This is a genomic window from Streptomyces sp. NPDC037126 (assembly GCF_055605965.1).
The window spans coordinates 137059-157578 of sequence record NZ_JBVJTD010000018.1; the positions used below are offsets into that span (position 1 = coordinate 137059).

At 71.9% G+C, this 20520-nt stretch carries 17 protein-coding genes and 1 pseudogene; 4 read left to right on the top strand and 14 right to left on the bottom strand.

The window, feature by feature from the left end; all coding sequences use genetic code 11:
- Positions 1–56 precede the first annotated feature (56 nt).
- The 7 genes from ACZ7FF_RS32545 to ACZ7FF_RS32575 form a co-directional block, all read right to left on the bottom strand.
- Complete coding sequence (locus ACZ7FF_RS32545; protein WP_470816745.1) at positions 57–1079, bottom strand: TIGR03842 family LLM class F420-dependent oxidoreductase; 1023 nt, start codon at positions 1077–1079, stop codon at positions 57–59.
- A gap of 10 nt (positions 1080–1089) precedes the next feature.
- The gene (gene hydA, locus ACZ7FF_RS32550) at positions 1090–2493 is read right to left on the bottom strand and encodes a dihydropyrimidinase (protein WP_470816746.1); all 1404 of its coding nucleotides are present in this window, start codon (positions 2491–2493) and stop codon (positions 1090–1092) included.
- Between the two features lie 31 nt (positions 2494–2524).
- Positions 2525–3367: a nitrilase-related carbon-nitrogen hydrolase gene (locus ACZ7FF_RS32555; protein ID WP_470816747.1), complete on the bottom strand. Its 843-nt coding sequence runs from the start codon at positions 3365–3367 to the stop codon at positions 2525–2527.
- Between the two features lie 155 nt (positions 3368–3522).
- Positions 3523–5109, bottom strand: coding sequence for a PucR family transcriptional regulator (locus ACZ7FF_RS32560; RefSeq protein WP_470816748.1), 1587 nt, complete (start codon positions 5107–5109; stop codon positions 3523–3525).
- A gap of 54 nt (positions 5110–5163) precedes the next feature.
- The gene (locus ACZ7FF_RS32565; RefSeq protein ID WP_470816749.1) at positions 5164–6447 is read right to left on the bottom strand and encodes an aspartate aminotransferase family protein; all 1284 of its coding nucleotides are present in this window, start codon (positions 6445–6447) and stop codon (positions 5164–5166) included.
- Positions 6444–7286: a nitrilase-related carbon-nitrogen hydrolase gene (locus ACZ7FF_RS32570; RefSeq protein WP_470816750.1), complete on the bottom strand. Its 843-nt coding sequence runs from the start codon at positions 7284–7286 to the stop codon at positions 6444–6446. The genes ACZ7FF_RS32565 and ACZ7FF_RS32570 overlap by 4 nt, the downstream gene beginning before the upstream one ends.
- Before the next feature lie 205 nt (positions 7287–7491).
- Positions 7492–7743 carry a helix-turn-helix domain-containing protein gene (locus ACZ7FF_RS32575; protein WP_470816752.1) on the bottom strand — a complete coding sequence of 84 codons (252 nt, stop codon included), beginning with the start codon at positions 7741–7743 and terminating at the stop codon, positions 7492–7494.
- A gap of 93 nt (positions 7744–7836) precedes the next feature.
- Between ACZ7FF_RS32575 and map the strand changes: the two genes are divergently transcribed.
- On the top strand, positions 7837–8613 hold the full coding sequence (gene map, locus ACZ7FF_RS32580; RefSeq protein ID WP_470816754.1) for a type I methionyl aminopeptidase: 777 nt from the start codon (positions 7837–7839) through the stop codon (positions 8611–8613).
- A gap of 170 nt (positions 8614–8783) precedes the next feature.
- Positions 8784–11345 (top strand): ATP-dependent Clp protease ATP-binding subunit, encoded by a 2562-nt coding sequence (locus tag ACZ7FF_RS32585; RefSeq protein WP_470816756.1) that lies wholly within the window; start codon positions 8784–8786, stop codon positions 11343–11345.
- A 35-nt stretch (positions 11346–11380) separates the two neighbouring features.
- Here the strand turns inward: ACZ7FF_RS32585 and ggt are convergent, their stop codons facing one another.
- Complete coding sequence (ggt, locus tag ACZ7FF_RS32590) at positions 11381–13183, bottom strand: gamma-glutamyltransferase (RefSeq protein ID WP_470816757.1); 1803 nt, start codon at positions 13181–13183, stop codon at positions 11381–11383.
- A gap of 143 nt (positions 13184–13326) precedes the next feature.
- On the opposite strand from ggt, the gene ACZ7FF_RS32595 reads away from it, so the two are divergent.
- Together ACZ7FF_RS32595 and ACZ7FF_RS32600 are read left to right on the top strand one after the other, a co-directional pair.
- Positions 13327–14073: a hypothetical protein gene (locus tag ACZ7FF_RS32595; RefSeq protein ID WP_470816759.1), complete on the top strand. Its 747-nt coding sequence runs from the start codon at positions 13327–13329 to the stop codon at positions 14071–14073.
- Between the two features lie 109 nt (positions 14074–14182).
- Complete coding sequence (locus ACZ7FF_RS32600; protein WP_470816760.1) at positions 14183–15748, top strand: CocE/NonD family hydrolase; 1566 nt, start codon at positions 14183–14185, stop codon at positions 15746–15748.
- Positions 15749–15797: 49 nt separating this feature from the next.
- On the opposite strand, the gene ACZ7FF_RS32605 is transcribed toward ACZ7FF_RS32600, so the two are convergent.
- The 6 genes and pseudogenes from ACZ7FF_RS32605 to ACZ7FF_RS32630 form a co-directional block, all read right to left on the bottom strand.
- Complete coding sequence (locus ACZ7FF_RS32605) at positions 15798–16208, bottom strand: hypothetical protein (RefSeq protein WP_470816762.1); 411 nt, start codon at positions 16206–16208, stop codon at positions 15798–15800.
- 355 nt (positions 16209–16563) lie between these two features.
- Positions 16564–16983, bottom strand: coding sequence for a DUF6278 family protein (locus ACZ7FF_RS32610; protein WP_470816763.1), 420 nt, complete (start codon positions 16981–16983; stop codon positions 16564–16566).
- Positions 16984–16998: 15 nt separating this feature from the next.
- Positions 16999–17778 (bottom strand): exodeoxyribonuclease III, encoded by a 780-nt coding sequence (locus ACZ7FF_RS32615; protein WP_470816765.1) that lies wholly within the window; start codon positions 17776–17778, stop codon positions 16999–17001.
- 36 nt (positions 17779–17814) lie between these two features.
- Complete coding sequence (locus ACZ7FF_RS32620; RefSeq protein WP_470816767.1) at positions 17815–18450, bottom strand: MBL fold metallo-hydrolase; 636 nt, start codon at positions 18448–18450, stop codon at positions 17815–17817.
- 35 nt (positions 18451–18485) lie between these two features.
- Positions 18486–19775, bottom strand: a complete 1290-nt coding sequence (gene pcaDC, locus ACZ7FF_RS32625; RefSeq protein ID WP_470816769.1) for a bifunctional 3-oxoadipate enol-lactonase/4-carboxymuconolactone decarboxylase PcaDC — start codon at positions 19773–19775, stop codon at positions 18486–18488.
- Positions 19776–19807: 32 nt separating this feature from the next.
- Positions 19808–20182: pseudogene (locus ACZ7FF_RS32630) on the bottom strand (transposase); the annotation flags it as partial.
- Positions 20183–20520: the final 338 nt, after the last annotated feature.

A 20520-nucleotide genomic window follows, 5' to 3' on the forward strand; every position in this document is an offset into this window, starting at 1 on the left:
AGGGGCGGGAGGACGGTGAACGGGGGACGGAGGACGGGGAAGGGGAAGGGGAAGGGTCAGGCGTTGACGGCCGGGATCACCTGCGTGCCGTAGGCGTCGATGGTGGCCTCCTGCGCGTCGTGCATGTCGTACACCGCGAACTGGTCGACGCCCAGCGCGCGGAGCGCGTTCAGCTTCTCGATGTGCTTCTCGGCCGGTCCGACGAGGCAGAACCGGTCGACGATCTCGTCGGGCACGAACCGGGTGTCCGGGTTGCCGCTGCGCCCGTGGTGGGAGTAGTCGTAGCCCTCCCGTGCCCTGATGTAGTCGGTGAGTTCCTCGGGGACCTGCGAGGAGTGCTCGCCGTACTTGGAGACCAGGTCGGCCACGTGGTTGCCGACCATGCCGCCGAACCAGCGGCACTGCTCGCGGGCGTGGGCGAGGGCCTCGGGCGAGTCGTCGGCGGTGACGTACGCGGGCGCCGCCACGCAGACGGTGACCTCGGCGGGGTCGCGTCCGGCGGCCGCGGCCGCGTCCCTGACCGCCTTCACCATGTACTCGGTGAGGTACAGGTCGGCCAGCTGGAGGATGAACCCGTCGGCCTCCTCGCCGGTCATCTTCAGCGCCTTGGGCCCGTACGCGGCCATCCACACGGGGAGTTCGGCGCCCGGCCGGATCCACGGGAACTTCACGACCGTGCCCCCGCCGAGGTCGGCGGACTCGCCGCGGGCGAGCGCCCGGATGACCTTCATGGCCTCGCTGATCCGGGCCAGGGTGTTGGGGCTGCGGCCGGCGACCCGCATCGCGGAGTCGCCGCGGCCGATGCCGCAGACCGTGCGGTTGCCGAACATGTCGTTGAGGGTGGCGAAGGTGGAGGCGGTGACCTCCCAGGTGCGGGTGCCGGGGTTGGTGACCATCGGGCCGACCTTCAGCCTGGTGGTGTTCGCCAGGATCTGGCTGTAGATCACGAACGGCTCCTGCCAGAGCACGGCGGAGTCGAAGGTCCAGCCGTACGAGAAGCCGTTGCGCTCGGCCCGTTTCATCAGGCTGACGACGCGGGAGGCCGGCGGATCGGTCTGCAGGACGAGTCCGAAGTCCATGGCGCCACTCCTAGTTGAGGTACTGACAGGTGGAGCGCGGGGTGAAGACGCCGTGGCCGGCACGTCCGGCGTACTCCCGCTGGTCGATGACGAGTTCGCCGCGGGACAGGACCGTCTCGACCCGGCCGGTGACCCGCTTGCCCTCGTACGCCGAGTAGTCGACGTTCATGTGGTGCGTCCTCGCCGACATGACCTGTTCGGCGTGCGGGTCGTAGATCACGACGTCGGCGTCGGCGCCCGGGGCGATGGTGCCCTTCTTCGGGTACAGGCCGAACATCCGGGCCGGGGTGGCGCAGGCGATCTCGATCCAGCGGCGGCGGGAGATGTGCCCGTCGACGACGGCCTGGTGGAGCAGGTCCATGCGGTTCTCCACGCCCGGCAGCCCGTTGGGGATCTTGGAGAAGTCGCCGCGGCCCAGCTCCTTCTGGCCGGAGAAGCAGAACGGGCAGTGGTCGGTGGAGACCACCTGGAGGTCGTTGGTGCGCAGGCCCCGCCACAGCGCCGCCTGGTGGTCCTTCGGCCTGAGCGGGGTGCTGCACACGTACTTGGCGCCCTCGAAATCCGGCTCGGCGAGGTTGTCGGTGGACAGGAACAGGTACTGCGGGCAGGTCTCGCCGAAGACGTTCAGGCCCTCGTCCCGGGCGCGGGTCAGCTCGGCCACCGCCTGCGTGGCCGAGACGTGCACGACGTAGAGCGGGGCGCCGGCGACCTGGGCGAGCCGGATGGCGCGGTGGGTGGCCTCGGCCTCCAGCAGGGCCTTGCGGACCTCGCCGTGGAAGCGCGGGTCGGTCTCGCCCCGGGCGAGCGCCTGCTCCACCAGGACGTCGATGGCGATGCCGTTCTCGGCGTGCATCATGATCAGCCCGCCGTTCTCGGCGGCGCGCTGCATGGCCCGCAGGATCTGGCCGTCGTCCGAGTAGAAGACGCCCGGATAGGCCATGAACTGCTTGAACGAGGTCACCCCCTCCTCCACCAGGAGGTCCATCTCCTTGAGCGTCTCCTGGTTCACATCGGAGACGATCATGTGGAAGGCGTAGTCGATGGCGCAGTTGCCCTCGGCCTTGGCGTGCCAGGCGTCCAGGCCCTCGCGCAGGGTGCTGCCGACGCTCTGGATCGCGAAGTCCACGATCGTGGTCGTACCGCCCCAGGCGGCCGCGCGGGTGCCGGTCTCGAAGGTGTCGGCGGCGGTGGTGCCGCCGAACGGCATCTCCATGTGGGTGTGCCCGTCGACGCCGCCCGGGATGACGTACTTCCCGGTGGCGTCGATGACCCTGTCGGCGGTGAACGCCCCTGCGGCGGGGGTGCCCGCGGCGGCGAGGGCGGCGATGCGGCCGTCCTCGATCAGGACGTCGGCGTGGATCTCGTCGGACGCGGTGATGACGAGACCACCGCGGATGACGGTACGGCTGCTCATGGTCCCTCTCCTCCCAGGACGGACGGTGCGGTCAGGGCGCGGTCAGCGGCTCGTACGCCCCCGGCGCGCGGTCGCGGTAGAACTGCCAGCGGTCGCGGACCTCGCGGAGTTTCGCCAGGTCGAGGTCGCGGACGACGAGTTCGGTCTCCTTGTCGCTCGCCACCTCGCCGACGAACTGGGCCTCGGGGTCCACGAAGTAGGTGGTGCCGTAGAAGTCGTTGTCGCCCAGGTCCTCCACGCCGACCCGGTTGATCGCGCCGACGAAGTACTCGTTGGCGACGGCCGCCGCCGGCTGCTCCAGCTGCCACAGGTAGCGGGACAGTCCGCGGGAGGTGGCCGAGGGGTTGAAGACGATCTCGGCGCCCGCGAGGCCGAGCGCCCGCCAGCCCTCGGGGAAGTGGCGGTCGTAGCAGATGTACACGCCGATCTTCCCGACGGCCGTGTCGAACACGGGCCAGCCGCTGTTGCCCGGCCGGAAGTAGAACTTCTCCCAGAACCCCTGGACCTGGGGGATGTGGGTCTTGCGGTACTTGCCGAGGTAGGAGCCGTCCGCGTCGATCACGGCGGCGGTGTTGTAGAGGACCCCGGGCTGCTCCTCCTCGTACATCGGCAGCACCAGGACGATGCCCAGCTCGCGGGCGAGGGACTGGAAGCGGTGGACGGTCGGGCCCTCGGGGATCCGTTCGGCGTACTCGTAGAACGCCTTGTCCTGGACCTGGCAGAAGTAGGGGCCGTAGAACAGCTCCTGGAAGCAGAGGACTTGGGCGCCCTGCGCGGCCGCGTCGCGGGCCGCCTGCTCGTGGACCTGGATCATGGACTCCTTGTCGCCGGTCCAGGCCGTCTGGAAGAGGGCGGCACGGATCACTCGGCTCATCGGGACCTCCGGTAGCTCGGTGTGCGGTGAGCCTAGGAAGCCCGGAGGGCCGGTTCGACTGGCAGCGTGTCACGTCTGCGGGCGGTCGGCGTGCCACCGTGTCACGTGTTCGTCGGCCCATGTTTCACCGTCGTTTTCGCAGGTCGTCACAGGTTTCATCGTTGTTGCGCGTCGTGCGCGAGGAGCGCGATGTGCACGGAGGCCGCCTGTTCGAAATCGTCCAGGTCGACGCCGAGGCGGCCCTGTATGGCCTCCAGGCGGCGGTAGAGCGCGGGCCGGGAGACATGGTGGAGCTGGGCGGTGCGGGACTTGTTGCGGCCGGTGGCCAGATACGTCCGCAGGACGTTCAGCAGCTCCGGATCGGACTCGCACAGCAGCCCGTTCAGCTCCCGCTCGGCGAAGGACTGCACCTGGGGGTCGTCGCGCAGCAGCCGGATCAGGCCGCGCAGATGGACGTCCCGGAGGCGGACGACGGCCGGCAGGTCGAGGGCGGCCGCGGAGTCGGCGACGGCGTCGGCGACGTGCCGGGCCTCGCGCAGCCCGGCGGGCACGTCGTCCCAGACGGTGCGCGGGTCCGCGGCGGCGACCACGGTGGCGGGCCCCTCGGTCTCGGTGCGCAGCCGGGCCGCGAAGTGCTCGGTGAGCGCGTCGGCCCGCTGGTCCCGGGCGAGGCTGAGCAGCACGGCGGTGGCCCCCTCGGCCAGCTCGGCGACCAGCCCGGGCAGCCCGAGCACCCGCAGCAGCCGGTCGAGCCGGCCGGCGTCCACGCCGGGCACGACGAGCGGGACGAAGGTCCGCCGGTTGACCGGCAGTCCGGCCGCCCGGGCCCGCGGCAGCAGCTGCCGGGCCGGTACGACCCCGGAGACGAGGTCGGTCAGCAGTCCCTGCGCGGACTGCTCCTCCCAGCTGTGCGCGGAGCCGCCGCCGAGCATGCGGTGCAGGACGAGGGCCTCGGCGGCCCGGTCGGCGAGCAGGCCCCCGGTGGCCGCGTCGCCCCGGTAGCCGCACAGCAGCAGCCGGCCCCAGCGCTCCCCGCGCCCGCCCAGCTCGGCCCGGATCCAGCCGTCGCCGGCGCTGCCGCCGGCCTGCCGGGCGATCCGCTCCCAGTCGCGCAGCACGTCGTCGACCGCGGACCGCTCCCCCGCCGTGGCGAGGACCCGGTGGGCGAGGTTGGTGACGACGACCGGGCAGCCGCTGTGCTGGGCGACCTCGTCCAGCAGCCGCTGCAGCGGTGCCCCGGCCGTGATCAGGGCGGTGAGGGCGGTGCGCACCGCCTCCGACAGGCTGACGGCGGCGAACTTCCGCCGTACCAGCCGGGACTGGACCTCCTCGGTCAGCTCGGCGAAGGGAAAGGGCCGGTGCAACACGACCAGGGGCAGTCCGCAGCGCTCGGCGGCCCGGCGCATCACCTCGGGCGGCGCGGGGAAGGCCCGCCCGAGTCCCAGCACCACGGCGGCGGCCTCCGCGCGGTGCAGGGACTGGATGTACTCGGTCTGCTTGGCGGTGTCACCGGCGAGGAGCACGCCGGTGGTGAGCACCATCTCGCCGCCGGTGAGCATCACGCCGACGTCGGCGGCCTCGGCGACGTGCACCCAGCGCACCGGCCGGTCGAGGCCCCCGGCCCCGGCCACCACCTCGGGTTCCCCGGCGAGCACCCGCTCCAGGGTCAGCACCTGGCGGACCGAGAGGGCGGTTTCCGGTGGCTGCCAGGCGGTGTGCCGGGTCTGCGAGGTGGTGGCCATGGCCGTATCCCTTGCTCGGGCGGTGCTGGTCGGTGCTCCCGTGTTCCTGGAGGGCTAGTAGCTGCCGCGCAGGGCGCGTTCGAGGATCGCGGCGCCCTCCTCCGCCTCGGCGACGGTCAGCGACAGCGGCGGGGCGATGCGCAGCGCGCTGGTGTGGTGCCCGCCGCCCTTGCCGATGAGCAGGCCGCCCTCGCGGGCCGCCTCCAGTACGGCGGCGGCCGCCCGCGGGTCGGCCTCGTCGGTGCCCGGCTGCACCAGCTCGACGCCGATCATCAGGCCGCGCCCGCGCACCTCGCGCACCCCGGGCAGCTGGGCGGCGACGGCCCGCAGCCGCTCGATGAGCAGGCCGCCGACCCGGCGGGCGTTGCCCTGGAGGTCGTGCTCCAGCAGGTAGTTGAGGTTGGCGAGGGCGGCGGCCATGGTGATCTGGGTGCCGCCGAAGGTGGAGATGCTGTTGGCGTCCAGGCAGTTCATGATCTCGGCGCGGGCGATGACGCCGCCGACGGACATGCCGTTGCCGATGCCCTTGGCGAAGGTGACGATGTCCGGCGGACCGCCGGCCGCGTGGGCCTGCCAGCCCCAGAAGTGGTCGCCGGTGCGGCCCCAGCCGGTCTGCACCTCGTCGGCGATCCACAGGATGCCGTGCTCGTCCAGGACCTCGCGGAAGGCGGCGTAGAGGCCGTCGGGCGGGGAGGTGAACCCGCCGACGCCCTGGATGGGTTCGGCGATCAGCGCGGCGGGCGGCCGGGTGTGCCCGAGGATGTCTTTCAGGTCGGCGACACAGGCGTCGATGTACGCGCGGTCGTCCAGCTCGGCGAAGGGGCCGCGGGTGCGGACGCCGCCGTGGACGTACAGGGTCTGCAGCGGGGACAGCGAGGTCGGCGACCAGCTGCGGTTGCCGGTGATGCCGACGGTGCTGAAGGAACGGCCGTGGTAGCTGTTGCGCATGGCCAGGACGGTGTTGCTGCTCCGGTACATGGTGGCGAGCAGCAGGGCGGTGTCGTTGGCCTCGGTGCCGGAGGTGGTGAAGAAGACGCGGGGGTCGGGGATGCCGCTCATCTGGGCGATGCGCTCGGCGAGTTCGACCATCGGCCGGTTGAGGTAGAGCGTCGAGGAGTGCAGGATGCGGCCGGCCTGCTCGGTGACCGCCTTGGTCACCTCGGGCAGCGCGTGCGCGGTCATCGTGGTGAGGATGCCGCCGAAGAAGTCCAGGTACCTGTTGCCGGCGGAGTCCCAGACGTGGCGGCCCTCGCCGTGGGTGATCTCCATCGGGTCGTCGTAGTAGAGGGCGAGCCAGTCGGGCAGGACCCGGCGGTGGCGGGAGTAGAGGTCGTTCACGGCTGCACCAGCCCTTCGTAGGCGTCGGGACGGCGGTCGCGGTAGAAGGCCCACTGCTGCCGCACCTCCTCGATGAGGTCGAGGTCGAGGTCGCGGACGAGGAGCTCCTCGTCCTTGTCGCCGGCGACGTCGCCGACGAACTGCCCGCGTGGGTCGACGAAGTAGGAGGTCCCGTAGAAGTCGTTGTCGCCGTACTCCTCCCGGCCGACCCGGTTGATGGCGGCGATGAAGTACTCGTTGGCGACGGCGGCGGCGGGCTGCTCCAGCTGCCACAGGTGGGCGGAGAGGCCGCGGTGGGTGGCGGACGGGTTGTACACCAACTGGGCCCCGTTGAGTCCGAGTTGACGCCAGCCCTCGGGGAAGTGGCGGTCGTAGCAGATGTAGACGCCGACCTTGCCGACGGCGGTGTCGAAGACGGGCCAGCCCAGATTGCCGGGCTTGAAGTAGTACTTCTCCCAGAAGCCCTTGACCTGGGGAATGTGGTGCTTGCGGTACTTGCCGAGGTAGGTGCCGTCGGCGTCGATGACGGCGGCGGTGTTGTAGTAGAAGCCGGACTGCTCGACCTCGAACACCGGGACGACGATCACCATGCCGGTCTCGCGCGCCAGTTCCCGCATCCGGCGGACGGTCGGACCGTCGGGCACCGGTTCGGCCCAGCGGTAGTGCTCCGGCTCCTGGACCTGGCAGAAGTAGGGGGCGTTGAAGACTTCCTGGAACCCGATGATCCTCGCGCCCCGGCGGGCCGCCTCGCGGGCGTGCTCCTCGTGCTTCGCCACCATGGACTCGGTGTCGCCGGTCCAGGTGGCCTGGACCAGAGCGGCGCGGACGACGTTGGTCATGAGCTGCTCCTTCGACACGACGTCAGAGCCTCTACGCCCGTAGAGCAGGCCGTAGAGGCACGAACGTAAGCCTCTCGGAGGCCCTTGCCAAGACCATTGTCGTCAACCCGCTGAGTCGATCACGTTTCACACTCCTGTGGGTGATCGGACACGCCGGTGCGGGGACGGACCGCGCCCGGCGGCGGGGCGGCGGCAGGGCCGTGCCTCAGGCCACCACGAGAGCGCAGCGTGTGATCAGGTCGTCCATCGACAGGCCGAGGACCCGGGCGAGCGCGGCCACGGTGAAGAACGCGGGTGTCGGTGCCCGCCCCGTCTCGATCTTGCGGAGCGTCTCGGCCGAGACGCCCGCCTCGGCGGCGACCTCGGCCATGCTCCGGGTGCCGCGCGCCTCGCGCAGCAGCTGCCCGAGCCGCTCGCCGCGGTCGCGCTCTTCGGGGGTGAGTGGAGTGCGCACCATGCCCCCATTGTGCCCGCACCCCACCCCATTCAAATACCGCCACGGAACCGCACCCCGGCTCGACCCCATTCAAATACCGGTATAGTAATTGGCATGGTGGAGCTGAAGACGGACACGTCGATCGATGCGATGTACGCGGCGGGGCAGGTCGTCGGGCGGGCCCTGACGGCCGTACGGGAGGCCGCGGGCGTCGGCGTCTCGCTGCTGGAGCTGGACGAGGTGGCCCGGGAGGTGCTGCGCGCGGCCGGGGCGTCCTCGCCGTTCCTCGGCTACCGCCCCTCCTTCGCGCCGACCCCCTTCCCGGCGGTGGTGTGCGTCTCGGTCAACGACGCGATCGTGCACGGCATCCCCACCCGCCACCGGCTGCGCGACGGCGACCTCGTCTCCGTCGACTGCGGCGCCGAGCTGGACGGCTGGGTCGGCGACTCGGCGATCAGCTTCACGGTGGGCCGCCCCCGCCCCGAGGACCTCCGGCTGATCGACACCGCCGAGCGGGCCCTCACGGCCGGCATCGAGGCGGCCGTCGCCGGCAATCGCATCGGCGACATCGCCCACGCCGTCGGCCGGGTCTGCCGCACGGCCGGATACGGCGTCCCGCACGGCTTCGGCGGCCACGGCATCGGCCGCCGTATGCACGAGGACCCGGACGTCCCCAACGAGGGCCGCCCCGGCCGGGGCCTCCCGCTGCGCCCCGGCATGGTCCTCGCCATCGAGCCGATGCTGATCGCGAGCGGCCGGGACGACTACTACGAGGCGGCCGACGGCTGGACCCTGTGCACGAGCGACGGCTCGCGGGCGGCCCACGCCGAGCACACCGTGGCCATTACAGAGGAGGGCCCCCGGATCCTGACGGCACGCGCCACGGGCTGACGGCGCGCGGGAACCCCCGCGAGGAGCCACGACGGGCCCGTCGGGCGGACGGCGGGGCTCACCCCGGTGGGCGAACATGCCACCCCCAACGGATCGTGCCATCGTGGGCATGAGCAGGCTCCGATCCGGTTACCCGGCCGGGCCAGTCGTCAGCGAAGGAAAGCAACGCCATGACCAACGGCTACCCTCCTGACCCCTTCGGCGAATTCCTCGCCCGCTTCTTCAGCGGCGCCGCCGGCGGAGCCGCCGGCCCCCGCCACATCGACATCGGCCGGCTGCTCAGCCAGCCCGCCCGGGAGCTGGTCAGAGGAGCCGCCCGGTACGCCGCCGAGCACGGCAGCCGGGACCTGGACACGCAGCACCTGCTGCGCGCCGCGGCGGAGAACGAACCCACGCGGAGCCTGCTCAGCCGGGCGGGCGCGGACCCGGACTCGCTCGCGACGGAGATCGACGACCGCGCGGGCCCGGTGCAGCACCCGCCGGGCGAGGGACCACCGCCCACCTCGCTGTCGCTGACCCCGGCCGTGAAGCGCGCCCTGCTGGACGCGCACGACATGGCCCGGTCGAGCGGCGCCGGGTACATCGGCCCGGAGCACGTGCTGAGCGCGCTGGCCTCCAACCCGGACTCCGCGGCCGGGCACATCCTGCACGCGGCCCGGTTCTCGGCGGGCGGGCTGCCGCCGGAGACGACGGAGAGCCCGCAGACCCGCCCGGAGCGGCAGCGGTCCACCTCCACGCCCACGCTCGACAAGTACGGCCGTGACCTGACCGACATGGCCCGCCAGGGCCGGGTCGACCCGGTGATCGGCCGGGCCTCGGAGATCGAGCAGACCATCGAGGTGCTCTCGCGGCGCGGAAAGAACAACCCGGTGCTGATCGGTGACGCCGGGGTCGGCAAGACCGCCATCGTGGAGGGCCTCGCCCAGCGCATCGCCGACGGTGACGTCCCGGACGTCCTGGCGGGGCGCCGGGTGGTCGCGCTGGACCTCACCGGGGTCGTGGCCGGCACCCGCTACCGGGGCGACTTCGAGGAGCGCCTGAACAACATCGTGGACGAGATCCGCGCCAACTCCGACCGGCTGATCGTGTTCATCGACGAGCTGCACACCGTCGTCGGCGCGGGCTCCGGCGGCGAGGGCGGCGCGATGGACGCGGGCAACATCCTCAAGCCCGCGCTCGCCCGCGGCGAGCTGCACATCGTGGGCGCGACCACGCTGGAGGAGTTCCGCCGGATCGAGAAGGACGCGGCCCTGGCCCGCCGGTTCCAGCCGATCCTGGTGCCCGAGCCGACGGCCGAGGACACCATCGAGATCCTGCGCGGGCTGCGCGACCGGTACGAGGCCCACCACCAGGTCCGCTACTCCGACGAGGCGCTGGTCGCCGCCGTGGCACTGTCCGACCGGTACCTCACCGACCGCCGGCTGCCGGACAAGGCGATCGACCTGATCGACCAGGCGGGCGCCCGGGTACGGCTCGGCGCGCGCACCAAGGGCACCGACGTGCGCGCGATGGAGCGCGAGGTCGACCAGCTGGTGCGGGACAAGGACCAGGCGGTCGCCGACGAGGACTACGAGCAGGCCAAGCAGCTGCGCGACCGGATCGCCGAGCTGAAGGAGCGGATCTCCCAGGTCAGCGACGACGGCAAGGCCGACGAGGGGCAGCTGGAGGTGACCGCGGAGGCCATCGCCGAGGTGGTGTCCCGGCAGACCGGCATACCGGTCAGCCGGCTCACCCAGGAGGAGAAGGAGCGGCTGCTCGGCCTGGAGGAGCACCTGCACGAGCGGGTGGTCGGCCAGGAGGAGGCCGTCGCCGTGGTGGCCGAGGCGGTGCTGCGCTCCCGTGCGGGGCTGGCGAGCCCGCACCGGCCGATCGGCAGCTTCCTCTTCCTCGGCCCGACCGGGGTCGGCAAGACCGAGCTGGCCCGCGCGCTCGCCGAGGCGCTGTTCGGCAGCGAGGAGCGCATGGTCCGCCTGGACATGAGCGAGTACCAGGAGCGGCACACGGTCTCCCGGCTGGTGGGCGCCCCGCCCGGGTACGTGGGCCACGAGGAGGCCGGGCAGCTCACCGAGGTGGTGCGCCGGCACCCGTACTCGCTGCTCCTCCTCGACGAGGTGGAGAAGGCGCACCCGGACGTCTTCAACATCCTGCTGCAGGTGCTGGACGACGGCCGCCTCACGGACTCCCAGGGCCGGACCGTGGACTTCACCAACACGGTGATCGTGATGACCAGCAACCTGGGCTCGGAGGCGATCACCCGGCGCGGGGCCGGGATCGGGTTCGGGCCCGGTGGCGCGGATGCCGACGAGGAGGCGCGGCGCGAGCAGATCCTCAGGCCGCTGCGCGAGCACTTCCGGCCGGAGTTCCTCAACCGCATCGACGAGATCGTGGTCTTCCGGCAGCTGACCGGCGAGCAACTGCGGCGGATCACCGACCTGTTGCTGGAAGGCACCCGGCGGCTGGTGGACGGCCAGGGCGTCACCGTCACGTTCACCGACGCGGCCGTCGACTGGCTCGCGGAGCGCGGCTACCAGCCGGAGTACGGCGCCCGGCCGCTGCGCCGCACCATCCAGCGCGAGGTGGACAACCGGCTGTCCCGGCTGCTGCTGAACGGCACGATCTCCGAGGGCAGCCGGGTCACCGTGGACGTCGCGGACGGGCGGCTGGACTTCCGTGCCGAAAAAGCCCCGCCGCCCGCGCCCGCACCGTCCGGGCCGGCCGCACCGGCGCTCTGAGAGGCCGAGGGCCCGGCGCCGTGCGCCGCGTGCGCCTACGGTGCCGGGTCCACCACCATCGCCGAGCCGCCGCCCCGCCGTACCTTCTCGGCGGCGGCCAGCCACTTGCCACCGGGCAGCCGCTGCACGCCGGTCGCCGCGCCGATCTCCGGATTGAGCGAGAAGGAGTGGCCGATGGCCTCCAGCTTCTTGCGCATGTCGCTGTCGTAGAGGGCGGGTTCGAGTTCCGTCTTGGCCGCGTTGCGCTGGCTGGCGCGCGGTGCGGCGATCGCGTCGACCAGCGGCAGGTGCCGGTCGACGAACTCGGTCAGCGTCTGCAGCACGGTGGTGATGATGGTCGCGCCACCGGGCGAACCGAGCGCCACGACGGGCCGGTTGTGCTGGTCCAGCACGATCGTCGGGGAGATCGAGGAGCGCGGCCGCTTGCCCGGGCCGGGCAGGTTCGGGTCGGGCACGCCGGGGCTCGCCGGGGTGAAGGAGAAGTCGGTCAGCTCGTTGTTGAGCAGGAAGCCTCGGCCGGGCACGGTCATGGCGCTGCCGCCGGTCTGCTCGATGGTGAGCGTGTAGGAGACGACGTTGCCCCACCTGTCGGCCACCGTCAGATGGGTGGTGTTCTGGCCCTCGTACGTCGTGGGGGCCGCCTTTCCGCCCTTGGCGCAGGCGGCAGGGTGGCGCGGGTCACCGGGCGCGAGCGGGCTGGTGAGGACCGCGTCGTCCTTGATCAGGCAGGCGCGGGAGTCGGCGAACCGCTGCGACAGCAGCTGCCTGGTCGGCACGTCCTCGAAGGCGGGGTCGCCGACCCAGCGCCCGCGGTCGGCGAAGGCGATGCGGCTGGCCTCGATGAAGTGGTGCAGGTACTGCGCCTCGCTCGCCTTCGAAAGGTCCGTGTTCTCCAGGATGTTGAGGGCCTCGCCGACGGTGGTGCCGCCCGAGGAGGAGGGGGCGATGGAGTACACGTTCAGACCGCGGTACGACGTCCTGGTCGGCGCCTGGAGCTTGGCCCGGTAGACGGCGAGGTCCTTCTCGGCCAGCTTGCCGGGGCGGGCCTTCCAGCCGGAGGCGGGATCCACGGGCGGGTGTTCGGCGGTCCTGACGATGTCGTCGCCGATGTCCCCGTGGTAGAGGGCGCCGACGCCCCTGCGTCCCAGCTCCTCGTAGGTACGGGCCAGTTCGGGGTTCTTCAGCCGGGAGCCGACGACGGGCAGCCGTCCGTCGGGCAGGAACAGCTTCGCGGTGTCCGGGAAGTAGCGGAACCGGGTCTCGTTCGCCGCGGTCTGCGAGCGGAAGGTGTCGTCCACCGTGAAGCCGTCGCGGGCGATCCGCTCGGCGGGCTTGAGGACCGACGAGAGCCCTTCGCTGCCCCATTCGTCCAGCGCCTTCTGCCAGGTGGCGGCCGTGCCCGGGGTGCCGACGCTCAGCCCGCTGGTGACGGCGTCGGCGAAGGAGAGCGGCTTGCCGTTCTCCACGAACAGGTCGGAGTCGGCGCTGAGCGGCGCCGTCTCGCGGCCGTCGACGGTGTGCACCGTGCGGGTCCTGGCGTCGTAGTAGACGAAGTAGCCGCCTCCTCCGACGCCGGCCGAGTAGGGCTCGGTCACGCCGAGCGCGGCGGCGGTGGCGACGGCCGCGTCGACCGCGTTGCCGCCGTGTCTGAGCACCTCGATCCCCGCGGCGGAGGCGTCGGCGTCGACGCTGGACACGGCGCCCCCGTAGCCCACGGCCACGGGGACCTTGGTGGCCTTCACGCTCGTCGTCGCGCCGGGCGGCGCCGCCGCACCCACCGACACCAGAGCGGCCGAGACCGCCAGAACCGCCAGTTTCCGCGTGCCAGGACGACCCATACGAACCTCCCGTCGGGACAGTCCGCGCAGCGTAACGAGATTGCCGTACCACCGACAGTACGCCTGCCCCACCTGCCACACGAACGTCACAGATCGAACGCCGGTACGTATCCGTTCCGCGGGGCCCGCTAGCATGCGCGGCCATGAACGACGACGTCCGCAACATCGTCCTGGGGCTGGCCGCGACCGGCATCTCGGCCTCGCTGGGCTGGCTCGCCCGCACCCATCTGTGGCGCCGCAAACTGCGGCGCAAGCAGGCGTTCTTCGGGCTGCCGGAGAACTCCGAGTCGCTGCTGGTGGTGAACCGCGACGCGGGCGGCCCGGAACTGACGGTCACCCGGCACGACGTCTTCGCCCTGCTCGAACTGTCCGCCCTGATCAAGGACTGCGCCGCGCACGCCCAGGTGGTCGCGCACGACGCCGCCCAGCAGGGCTTCGGCGAGCGCACCGAGTTCTGCCTCGGCGGGCCCTCGTCCAACCGCCGCATGGCGGCACACCTTTCGTCGCTGCTGCCCGGTGTGCGGATGAACGCGGACGCCGAACCCGGCGAGGAGCGGGGCGCGTTCCGCATAGGCGGCGAGCAGTACCGGATGGACCGCGGGGTGGCCGAGTACGTGCTGCTCGCCCGGCTGACCGCGGACGGCCGGCGGGACACGCGGCCGGTGTTCCTGTTCTGCGGGCAGCGGGCGATCACCAATCAGGCGGCGACCCGCTACCTGGCCCGTGAACACGTCCGTCTGGCGCGCCGGTACGGCGGCGGCTCCTTCGTGCTGCTGCTGAAGGTGATCAACTCCCATGCCTACGGCCCCGACGTCGTCGAGCTGGTCGGGGACATCACCCGGGCGGCGCGCACACCCCTGCCGGAACCCGCTGCCACCAGCGCCGATTAGCGCTTCAACAATCTTTACTGGCACGTAACTTACCGACGGGTTACTTACGGTAAGGTCCCGCGGTTACCGTCGGGTCACTTTGCACTGACCAAGTGAAGGAGTGACCCTCATGGGACACGGTCGCACCACGCTGCGCACCTGCGCCGCCGGAGCCGTCTCGGCGGCACTGATCGCCGGCACCGTCGTCGGCCTGGCGCCCGCCGCCCAGGCCGCGCCGAGCGTCCGCTTCGTCGACATCACCGGCGACGGCGGCACCGTGCTGAAGGCCAACGTCGTCACGCCCGCTGGCGCCGACGGCGGCCACAGCTACCCGCTCATCGTGCTGCCCACGAGCTGGAGCCTGCCGCAGGTGGAGTACCTCGCCCAGGCGCAGAAGCTCGCCGACGCCGGCTACGTGGTGCTCACCTACAACGTGCGCGGCTTCTGGCAGTCCGGCGGCCAGATAGAAGTGGCGGGTCCGCCGGACGTCGCGGACGCTTCCAAGGTCATCGACTGGGCCCTCGCCCACACACCGGCGGATCCGCGCAACGTCGGCATGGCGGGCGTGTCGTACGGCGCCGGGATCAGCCTGCTCGCCGCCGCCCACGACCGGCGCATCAAGGCCGTGGCGGCGCTCAGCGGCTGGGCGGACCTGATCGAGTCCATCTACTCGGGCCGCACCCAGCACGTCCAGGCGGCGGCCGTCCTGGACGGCACCGCCACCCTCACCGGGCGCGAGAGCCCCGAGGTGCGCCAGATCTTCGACAACCTGTACTCCTCGAACCTGAGCAAGGAACAGGAGATGATCGACTGGGGGCGCAAACGCTCCGCCGCGACCTACCTCGACCAGCTGAACAGGAACGGCGCGGCCGTCATGCTCGCCAACGCCTGGGGCGACACGGTCTTCCCGGCCAACCAGATCGCCGACTTCTACCAGAAGCTGACCGTGCCCAAGCGGCTGGAGCTGCGCCCCGGCGACCACGCTACCCCGGAGATCACCGGCCTGTTCGGGCTGCCCAACGACGTGTGGACGGACACCGAGCGCTGGTTCGACCACTACCTCAAGGGATCCGACAACGGCATCGACCGCGAGCAGCCGGTCGAGCTGAAGTCCCGCAGCACGGGGGGATACGAGGGCTACCCGGACTGGAAGTCGGTCGCCGCGACCCGGCGGAAGATCGCACTGGCGGGCTCCACCACCATCCACGCCAACGTCGACTCCGGCGCGGACGGCGGGGTCGTCTTCCTCTCCAGCATCCTCGACCAGGTGGCCCAGCTGCCGCCGATGGCCGCGATCCCGCTGCTGCCGCGCCGCTGGGCGGCCGTGTGGCAGTCGGAGCGGTACGCGAACACCCAGCAGGTGCGCGGCACGGCCGCCCTGCACACCACGCTCACCCCGACCGCGGAGAGCGGCACCCTCGTCGCCTACCTCTACGACGTGGGCCCACTCGGCATCGGCAAACTGGTCACCAACGCGCCGTACACCTGGCACGGGCGGACACCCGGCGAACCGTTCGACGTCGACCTGGACCTGTTCTCCACGGCCTACGACGTCCCCGCCGGGCACCGCCTCGCGCTGGTGGTCGACACGGTCGACCCGCTGTACACCGAGCACAACCCGTCCGGCGCGCAGCTGACCTTCTCCTCGCCCTCGGACGACCCGTCGTACGTGTCCGTCCCACTGCGCGAGCAGTGATCTCCGGCTGCCGCCGGACGAGCCTGGCCCGTGTGAACTGCCGCCCCCCTTACGGTCTCGGGGCCGTGGGGGGCACCCCACCCGGCAGCAGCGCCCCCGGCCCGGCCGTGGCCACCGCCACGGCCCCGGTCCTGGGGCTGCGCTGCTCACGGCGGGACACCCGGCCGGCGAACCACGAGAGCAGCGTGCACATCCCGTTGCGGATCGGCGCGATCACCATCACCACGGGGATGAACCGCAAATCGTAGTCGAGGTTGGCGGCGATGGGCTTCCCCGCGTGCGGGAACTCCCGCGCCTCGCGCATGCCGAGCCCGAACGCGGGCTCCCCCCGGCCGAGTTCGAGGACCCCCACCCCAAAGCGGAGGACCTCGGCGGACACCGGGCCTTCGCGGAGGGCGAGTCCGGCGGCCGGCGGGGACGGAGGCCGCGCCTCCAGCGCCCCGAAGATGAAAAAGATCATAGTCAGGCCGGGCGGTGGACGCGGTGGCGCAGCCGGGCAGCGGGGCCGGCAGGGAGGAGTGAGCGGTCAGCTGGAGCGGACCGAGGAACCCGCGCGGTGGATCGGGGAGTTGTCCTTCCGTGCACTCACGCCGTCCTCGCCCGGCTCGCCGGACGGCGTGCGACGGCAGGCGGACCGTCCGGGGCACGCGGGTGGTACGGAACATCGGTCGCGCTCCCCCGCTTCTCCGCCGTGTCGTGCTCCGCCGTTTCATGCCTGCCGCAAGCTATCCAGACACCCGGGGAGTCGAGGAACGACACGCACCTTTCGGACATAAGCCGTATTTATGTCACGGGAGGTGCAGGAGCGTGCGGGCTCAGGTCTCGGCGATCTCGCCGTACAGCTGGGACAGTTCGGGGACGCCGCTCGCCGCCCAGTCCTGCCCCGCGCCCACGACCTCCACCTCACGGCCGGAGGCGAGGCGTACGACGGGTTCGCCGTCGGAGCGGATCTCCCAGGCGGCGCCGGTCACGGTGCGCACCACGACCGTGCCCAGGTACAGCCCCGCGTCGTTGCCCAGCCGAGGCAGCGTCTCGGCGTCGTCGCGCCAGCGCGGGACCATCTGGTCCAGGGCCTCCAGGGAGTCCGGGGTGTCGTCGAGGCGGACACCGGCCCGGGCCGCCTGCGACCGGAGCAGTTCGCACTCGGAGAGCAGCGCGGCGACCCCCTCGGGATCGGCGGGAGGCGCCGCCTCACCGTTCTTCTTGTGCCGGTGGCCCAGGAACGGAAGGTTCATGGACCCAGCGTGGCATCACACGTCGAGGTCGACCACCACCGGCGCGTGATCGGACGCGCCCTTGCCCTTGCGCTCCTCGCGGTCGACGTAGGCGTCCTTGACGGCCCTGGCGAACGGCTCGTTGCCGTACACCAGGTCGATGCGCATGCCGCGGTTCTTGGGGAAGCAGAGCTGGCGGTAGTCCCAGTACGTGAACGGGTGCTCGTACTTCAGCGGGCGCGGCACCACGTCGGCGAGGCCCGCCCCGCGCAGGGACGCGAGGGCGGCACGCTCGGCGGGGGTGACATGGGTGGAGCCCTCGAAGGCGGCCACGTCGTAGACGTCGTCGTCCGTGGGCGCCACGTTGTAGTCGCCCAGCACCGCGAACGGGCGGCTGCCCTGTGCGTCGCCCTGTACGGCCGCCCTCAGGGCCTCGAACCACTGGAGCTTGTAGGCGTAGTGGGGGTGCTCCACCTCGCGGCCGTTGGGCACGTACACCGACCAGACGCGGACCGGGCCGCAGGTCGCCGAGACGGCGCGGGGCTCGGTCACGCCCTCGTAGCCGGGGTCGCCGGGCAGGCCCTTGACGACGTCCTCCAGGCCGACGCGGGAGAGCACCGCCACGCCGTTCCACCGGCCGGTGGCGTGGACCGCCGCCTCGTAGCCCAGCTCCCGCAGCTGCTCGAACGGGAACTGCTCCTCGGCGATCTTGGCCTCCTGGAGGCAGAGCACATCGGTGCCGCTGCTCTCCAGCCAGGCCAGCAGCCGCGGGAGGCGGGCGGTGATCGAGTTCACGTTCCAGGTGGCGATGCGCATGTCTCACAACCTACCCGGAGGGTCCGACAACGGGCCTCAGACCTCCGCGGAGGCACCCGGTGCCAGCCGCTGGTGGTCCGTGCCGCCCAGGGCGCCGATCTGGCGGTCGTAGATCGGCCGGGCGAGATCGGTGAGCAGGGCGTCGTGGACGTCGTAGGCGCGCCGCGGCCGCACCTCGCGGACGTAGTCGATGACTTCGGCGATCTTGTTCCAAGGGGCCATCACCGGGAGCATCAGCGTCTCCACGGGGTGGTCGGGAACGGTGAGGGCGTCGCCCGGATGGAAGACCTGGCCGCCGTCGATCAGGTAGCCGACGTTGGTGATGCGCAGGATGTCCGGGTGGATCACCGCGTGCAGCTCGCCGTGGACCTGGACGTCGAAGCCGGCGGCCGTGAAGGTGTCGCCGTGGCCGACGGTCTGCACCCGGCCCGGGAAGGCCGAGGCGAGTTGCTCGGCGACCGACTTCAGCGTCCAGATCCGGGCCGCCGGGTTGTCCTCCATGGCGGCCCGGAGCCGGAACTCGTCGAAGTGGTCCGGGTGCTCGTGCGTGATCAGGATGGCGTCCGCGCCGAGCGCGGCGTCCTCCTCACTGAACCCACCGGGGTCGATGACGAGGGTCCGCCCGTCCTTGTCGAGCCGGACACAGGCGTGGGACTTCTTCGTGAGCCTCATGTCACACCATCCTGCCGCGTGGCCCGGCCCGGGGCTCACTCGGCGGGCGTGGTCTCCTCGCGCACGACCTGCTGGGCCACCCGGAAGGCGCTGTTCGCGGCCGGCACTCCGCAGTAGACGGCGGCCTGCAGCAGCACCTCCCTGATCTCGTCCGGGGTCAGGCCGTTGCGCAGGGCGGCCCGGGTGTGGCAGGCCAGCTCCTCCAGGTGGCCGCCCGCGACCAGCGCGGTGAGGGTGATGCAGCTGCGGGTGCGGCGGTCCAGGCCCGGCCGGTCCCAGATCTCGCCCCAGGAGTAGCGGGTGAGGAAGTCCTGGAAGTCCCCGGAGAAGTCGTCGGCCTCGGCCAGCGCGCGGTCCACGTGGGCGTCGCCGAGCACCTCCCGGCGGATCTTGAGCCCGGTCCCGTACCGGTCGGGCGCCGCGGCGAGCTGTGCGGGCACGGGGGTCGGGGCGATCTCGGCGACCGGCGCGGGCTGCGGGGGCATGGCCGGCAGCGCGGCGGCCTGGACGGCGGGCAGGGCCGTCTGACCGGTGTCGAAGGGCTGCTGCCAGGCGGTGGAGAAATGGCGGACCAGCAGGTCGGTGACGGCGGCGGGCTGCTCGACCGGGACCAGGTGGGAGGCACCCGGCACGACCGCGAGCCGGGCGTCCGGGATGCCGGCGACCAGGGTGCGGGCCTCGGCCGGGCCGGTGACCTGGTCCTCGGAGCCCACCAGCACGAGCGTGGGCGCGCCGACCCGGCCCAGCTCCGGCCGTACGTCGAAGGCGGCCAGTGCCTCGCAGGCCGCGATGTAGCAGCCCGGGTCGGTGGTGCGCACCATCTGCACCGCCCACTCCGTGATGGCGGGCTGTGCGGCGGCGAACCCGCCGGTGAACCAGCGGTCGGGCGCGGTCCGGGCGATCGGGTCGAGCCCGTTCGTGCGGACGATCACCCCGCGCTGCCGGAACTCGTCGGGCGTGCCGAACCGGGGCGAGGATGCGACCACCGCGAGCGAGGCGAGCCGCTCCGGGTGGCGCAGGGCCAGTTCGATGCCGATCGCGCCGCCCAGCGCGCAGCCCGCGTACCCGAACCGCTGCACGCCGAGCGCGTCCAGCGTCGCCAGCAGCCGGGCCGTCAGCTCCGACACCGAGCCGGCCGGGTGGGCGGGCGCCCCGCCGTGGCCGGGCAGGTCGAAGCGGAACACCCGCCACTGCTTGGTCAGCTCCGGGACCTGCCGGTCCCACATGTGCCATGTGGTACCCAGTGAGGGACCCAAGATCAGGACCGGAGCGTCTTCTGGCCCGTCAAAGCGGTATTGCAGGGTGTTCATCGGTGTCTCACTCACCCGACTGACCCTCTCATCTGTCACGGACGCCCCTATAACGGGGGGTTGGTAGGCGCCGTCCGGACCAGGTTGAAGACCTCGCGGGCGGCATATCGCTTGAGGCAACGGATGATCTCACGACGGGTTTTGCCCTCCTGGGTGCGGCGTTCGTAGTACGCCTGAGTACGCGGGTCGTGGCGCAGCCGGGTGAACACGATGCGGTGCAGAGCGGCATTCGCCTGCCGGTCGCCGCCACGGTCCAGGCGACGCGAGTTCTGCCGGCCCGAGGAGTACTCGACGGGACTGACCCCGCACAAGGCGGCGAAGGACGCCTCAGTGCTCAGCCGCTCAGGGTTGTCGCCCATAGTGATCAGGAGCGTGGCAGCGGACCGTGCGGTCGGGCCGGTTCGCTTCGTACGGTACGGTGCGCCGGGCCGGCGTGGAGGGCACCGGCACCTTCGAAGCGGTCCTGTCCCGCCACCTTCTCGCTCAGCACGTCCAGGTTGACCACGGCGTACGCCGCCACCTGGCGAGGCCGGAGTGACCAAGCCGGTCAACGCTCTGTCGAGGTCTGAGGCGGCCCGAGGAGGAAGGGCTGACTGTGCCTCCGCCCTGCCCCCGCCGGGCCCATGCTCGTGGCACCGGCAAGGGAGGCCGTCATGCACAACGGCCCCCAGCCCATGCCCTGATCATCAATGCTTCGGCCAGGCTGAGCCCGTCATCGCGGGCACGGGCCCTCTGGCAGGGATGGGGCGGGCTGGACCGG

What these genes read in the sequence shown, in the direction of transcription:
- ACZ7FF_RS32575 (WP_470816752.1), bottom strand. Translation starts at nt 7,743, where the DNA reads ATGGTGCGCACTCCACTCACCCCCGAAGAGCGCGACCGCGGCGAGCGG.
- ACZ7FF_RS32610 (WP_470816763.1), bottom strand. Translation starts at nt 16,983, where the DNA reads ATGAACCTTCCGTTCCTGGGCCACCGGCACAAGAAGAACGGTGAGGCG.
- ACZ7FF_RS32595 (WP_470816759.1), top strand. Translation starts at nt 13,327, where the DNA reads ATGAACGACGACGTCCGCAACATCGTCCTGGGGCTGGCCGCGACCGGC.
- ACZ7FF_RS32620 (WP_470816767.1), bottom strand. Translation starts at nt 18,450, where the DNA reads ATGAGGCTCACGAAGAAGTCCCACGCCTGTGTCCGGCTCGACAAGGAC.
- ACZ7FF_RS32555 (WP_470816747.1), bottom strand. Translation starts at nt 3,367, where the DNA reads ATGAGCCGAGTGATCCGTGCCGCCCTCTTCCAGACGGCCTGGACCGGC.
- hydA (WP_470816746.1), bottom strand. Translation starts at nt 2,493, where the DNA reads ATGAGCAGCCGTACCGTCATCCGCGGTGGTCTCGTCATCACCGCGTCC.
- ACZ7FF_RS32570 (WP_470816750.1), bottom strand. Translation starts at nt 7,286, where the DNA reads ATGACCAACGTCGTCCGCGCCGCTCTGGTCCAGGCCACCTGGACCGGC.
- ACZ7FF_RS32600 (WP_470816760.1), top strand. Translation starts at nt 14,183, where the DNA reads ATGGGACACGGTCGCACCACGCTGCGCACCTGCGCCGCCGGAGCCGTC.
- ggt (WP_470816757.1), bottom strand. Translation starts at nt 13,183, where the DNA reads ATGGGTCGTCCTGGCACGCGGAAACTGGCGGTTCTGGCGGTCTCGGCC.
- map (WP_470816754.1), top strand. Translation starts at nt 7,837, where the DNA reads ATGGTGGAGCTGAAGACGGACACGTCGATCGATGCGATGTACGCGGCG.
- ACZ7FF_RS32545 (WP_470816745.1), bottom strand. Translation starts at nt 1,079, where the DNA reads ATGGACTTCGGACTCGTCCTGCAGACCGATCCGCCGGCCTCCCGCGTC.
- ACZ7FF_RS32605 (WP_470816762.1), bottom strand. Translation starts at nt 16,208, where the DNA reads ATGATCTTTTTCATCTTCGGGGCGCTGGAGGCGCGGCCTCCGTCCCCG.
- ACZ7FF_RS32560 (WP_470816748.1), bottom strand. Translation starts at nt 5,109, where the DNA reads ATGGCCACCACCTCGCAGACCCGGCACACCGCCTGGCAGCCACCGGAA.
- ACZ7FF_RS32615 (WP_470816765.1), bottom strand. Translation starts at nt 17,778, where the DNA reads ATGCGCATCGCCACCTGGAACGTGAACTCGATCACCGCCCGCCTCCCG.
- ACZ7FF_RS32585 (WP_470816756.1), top strand. Translation starts at nt 8,784, where the DNA reads ATGACCAACGGCTACCCTCCTGACCCCTTCGGCGAATTCCTCGCCCGC.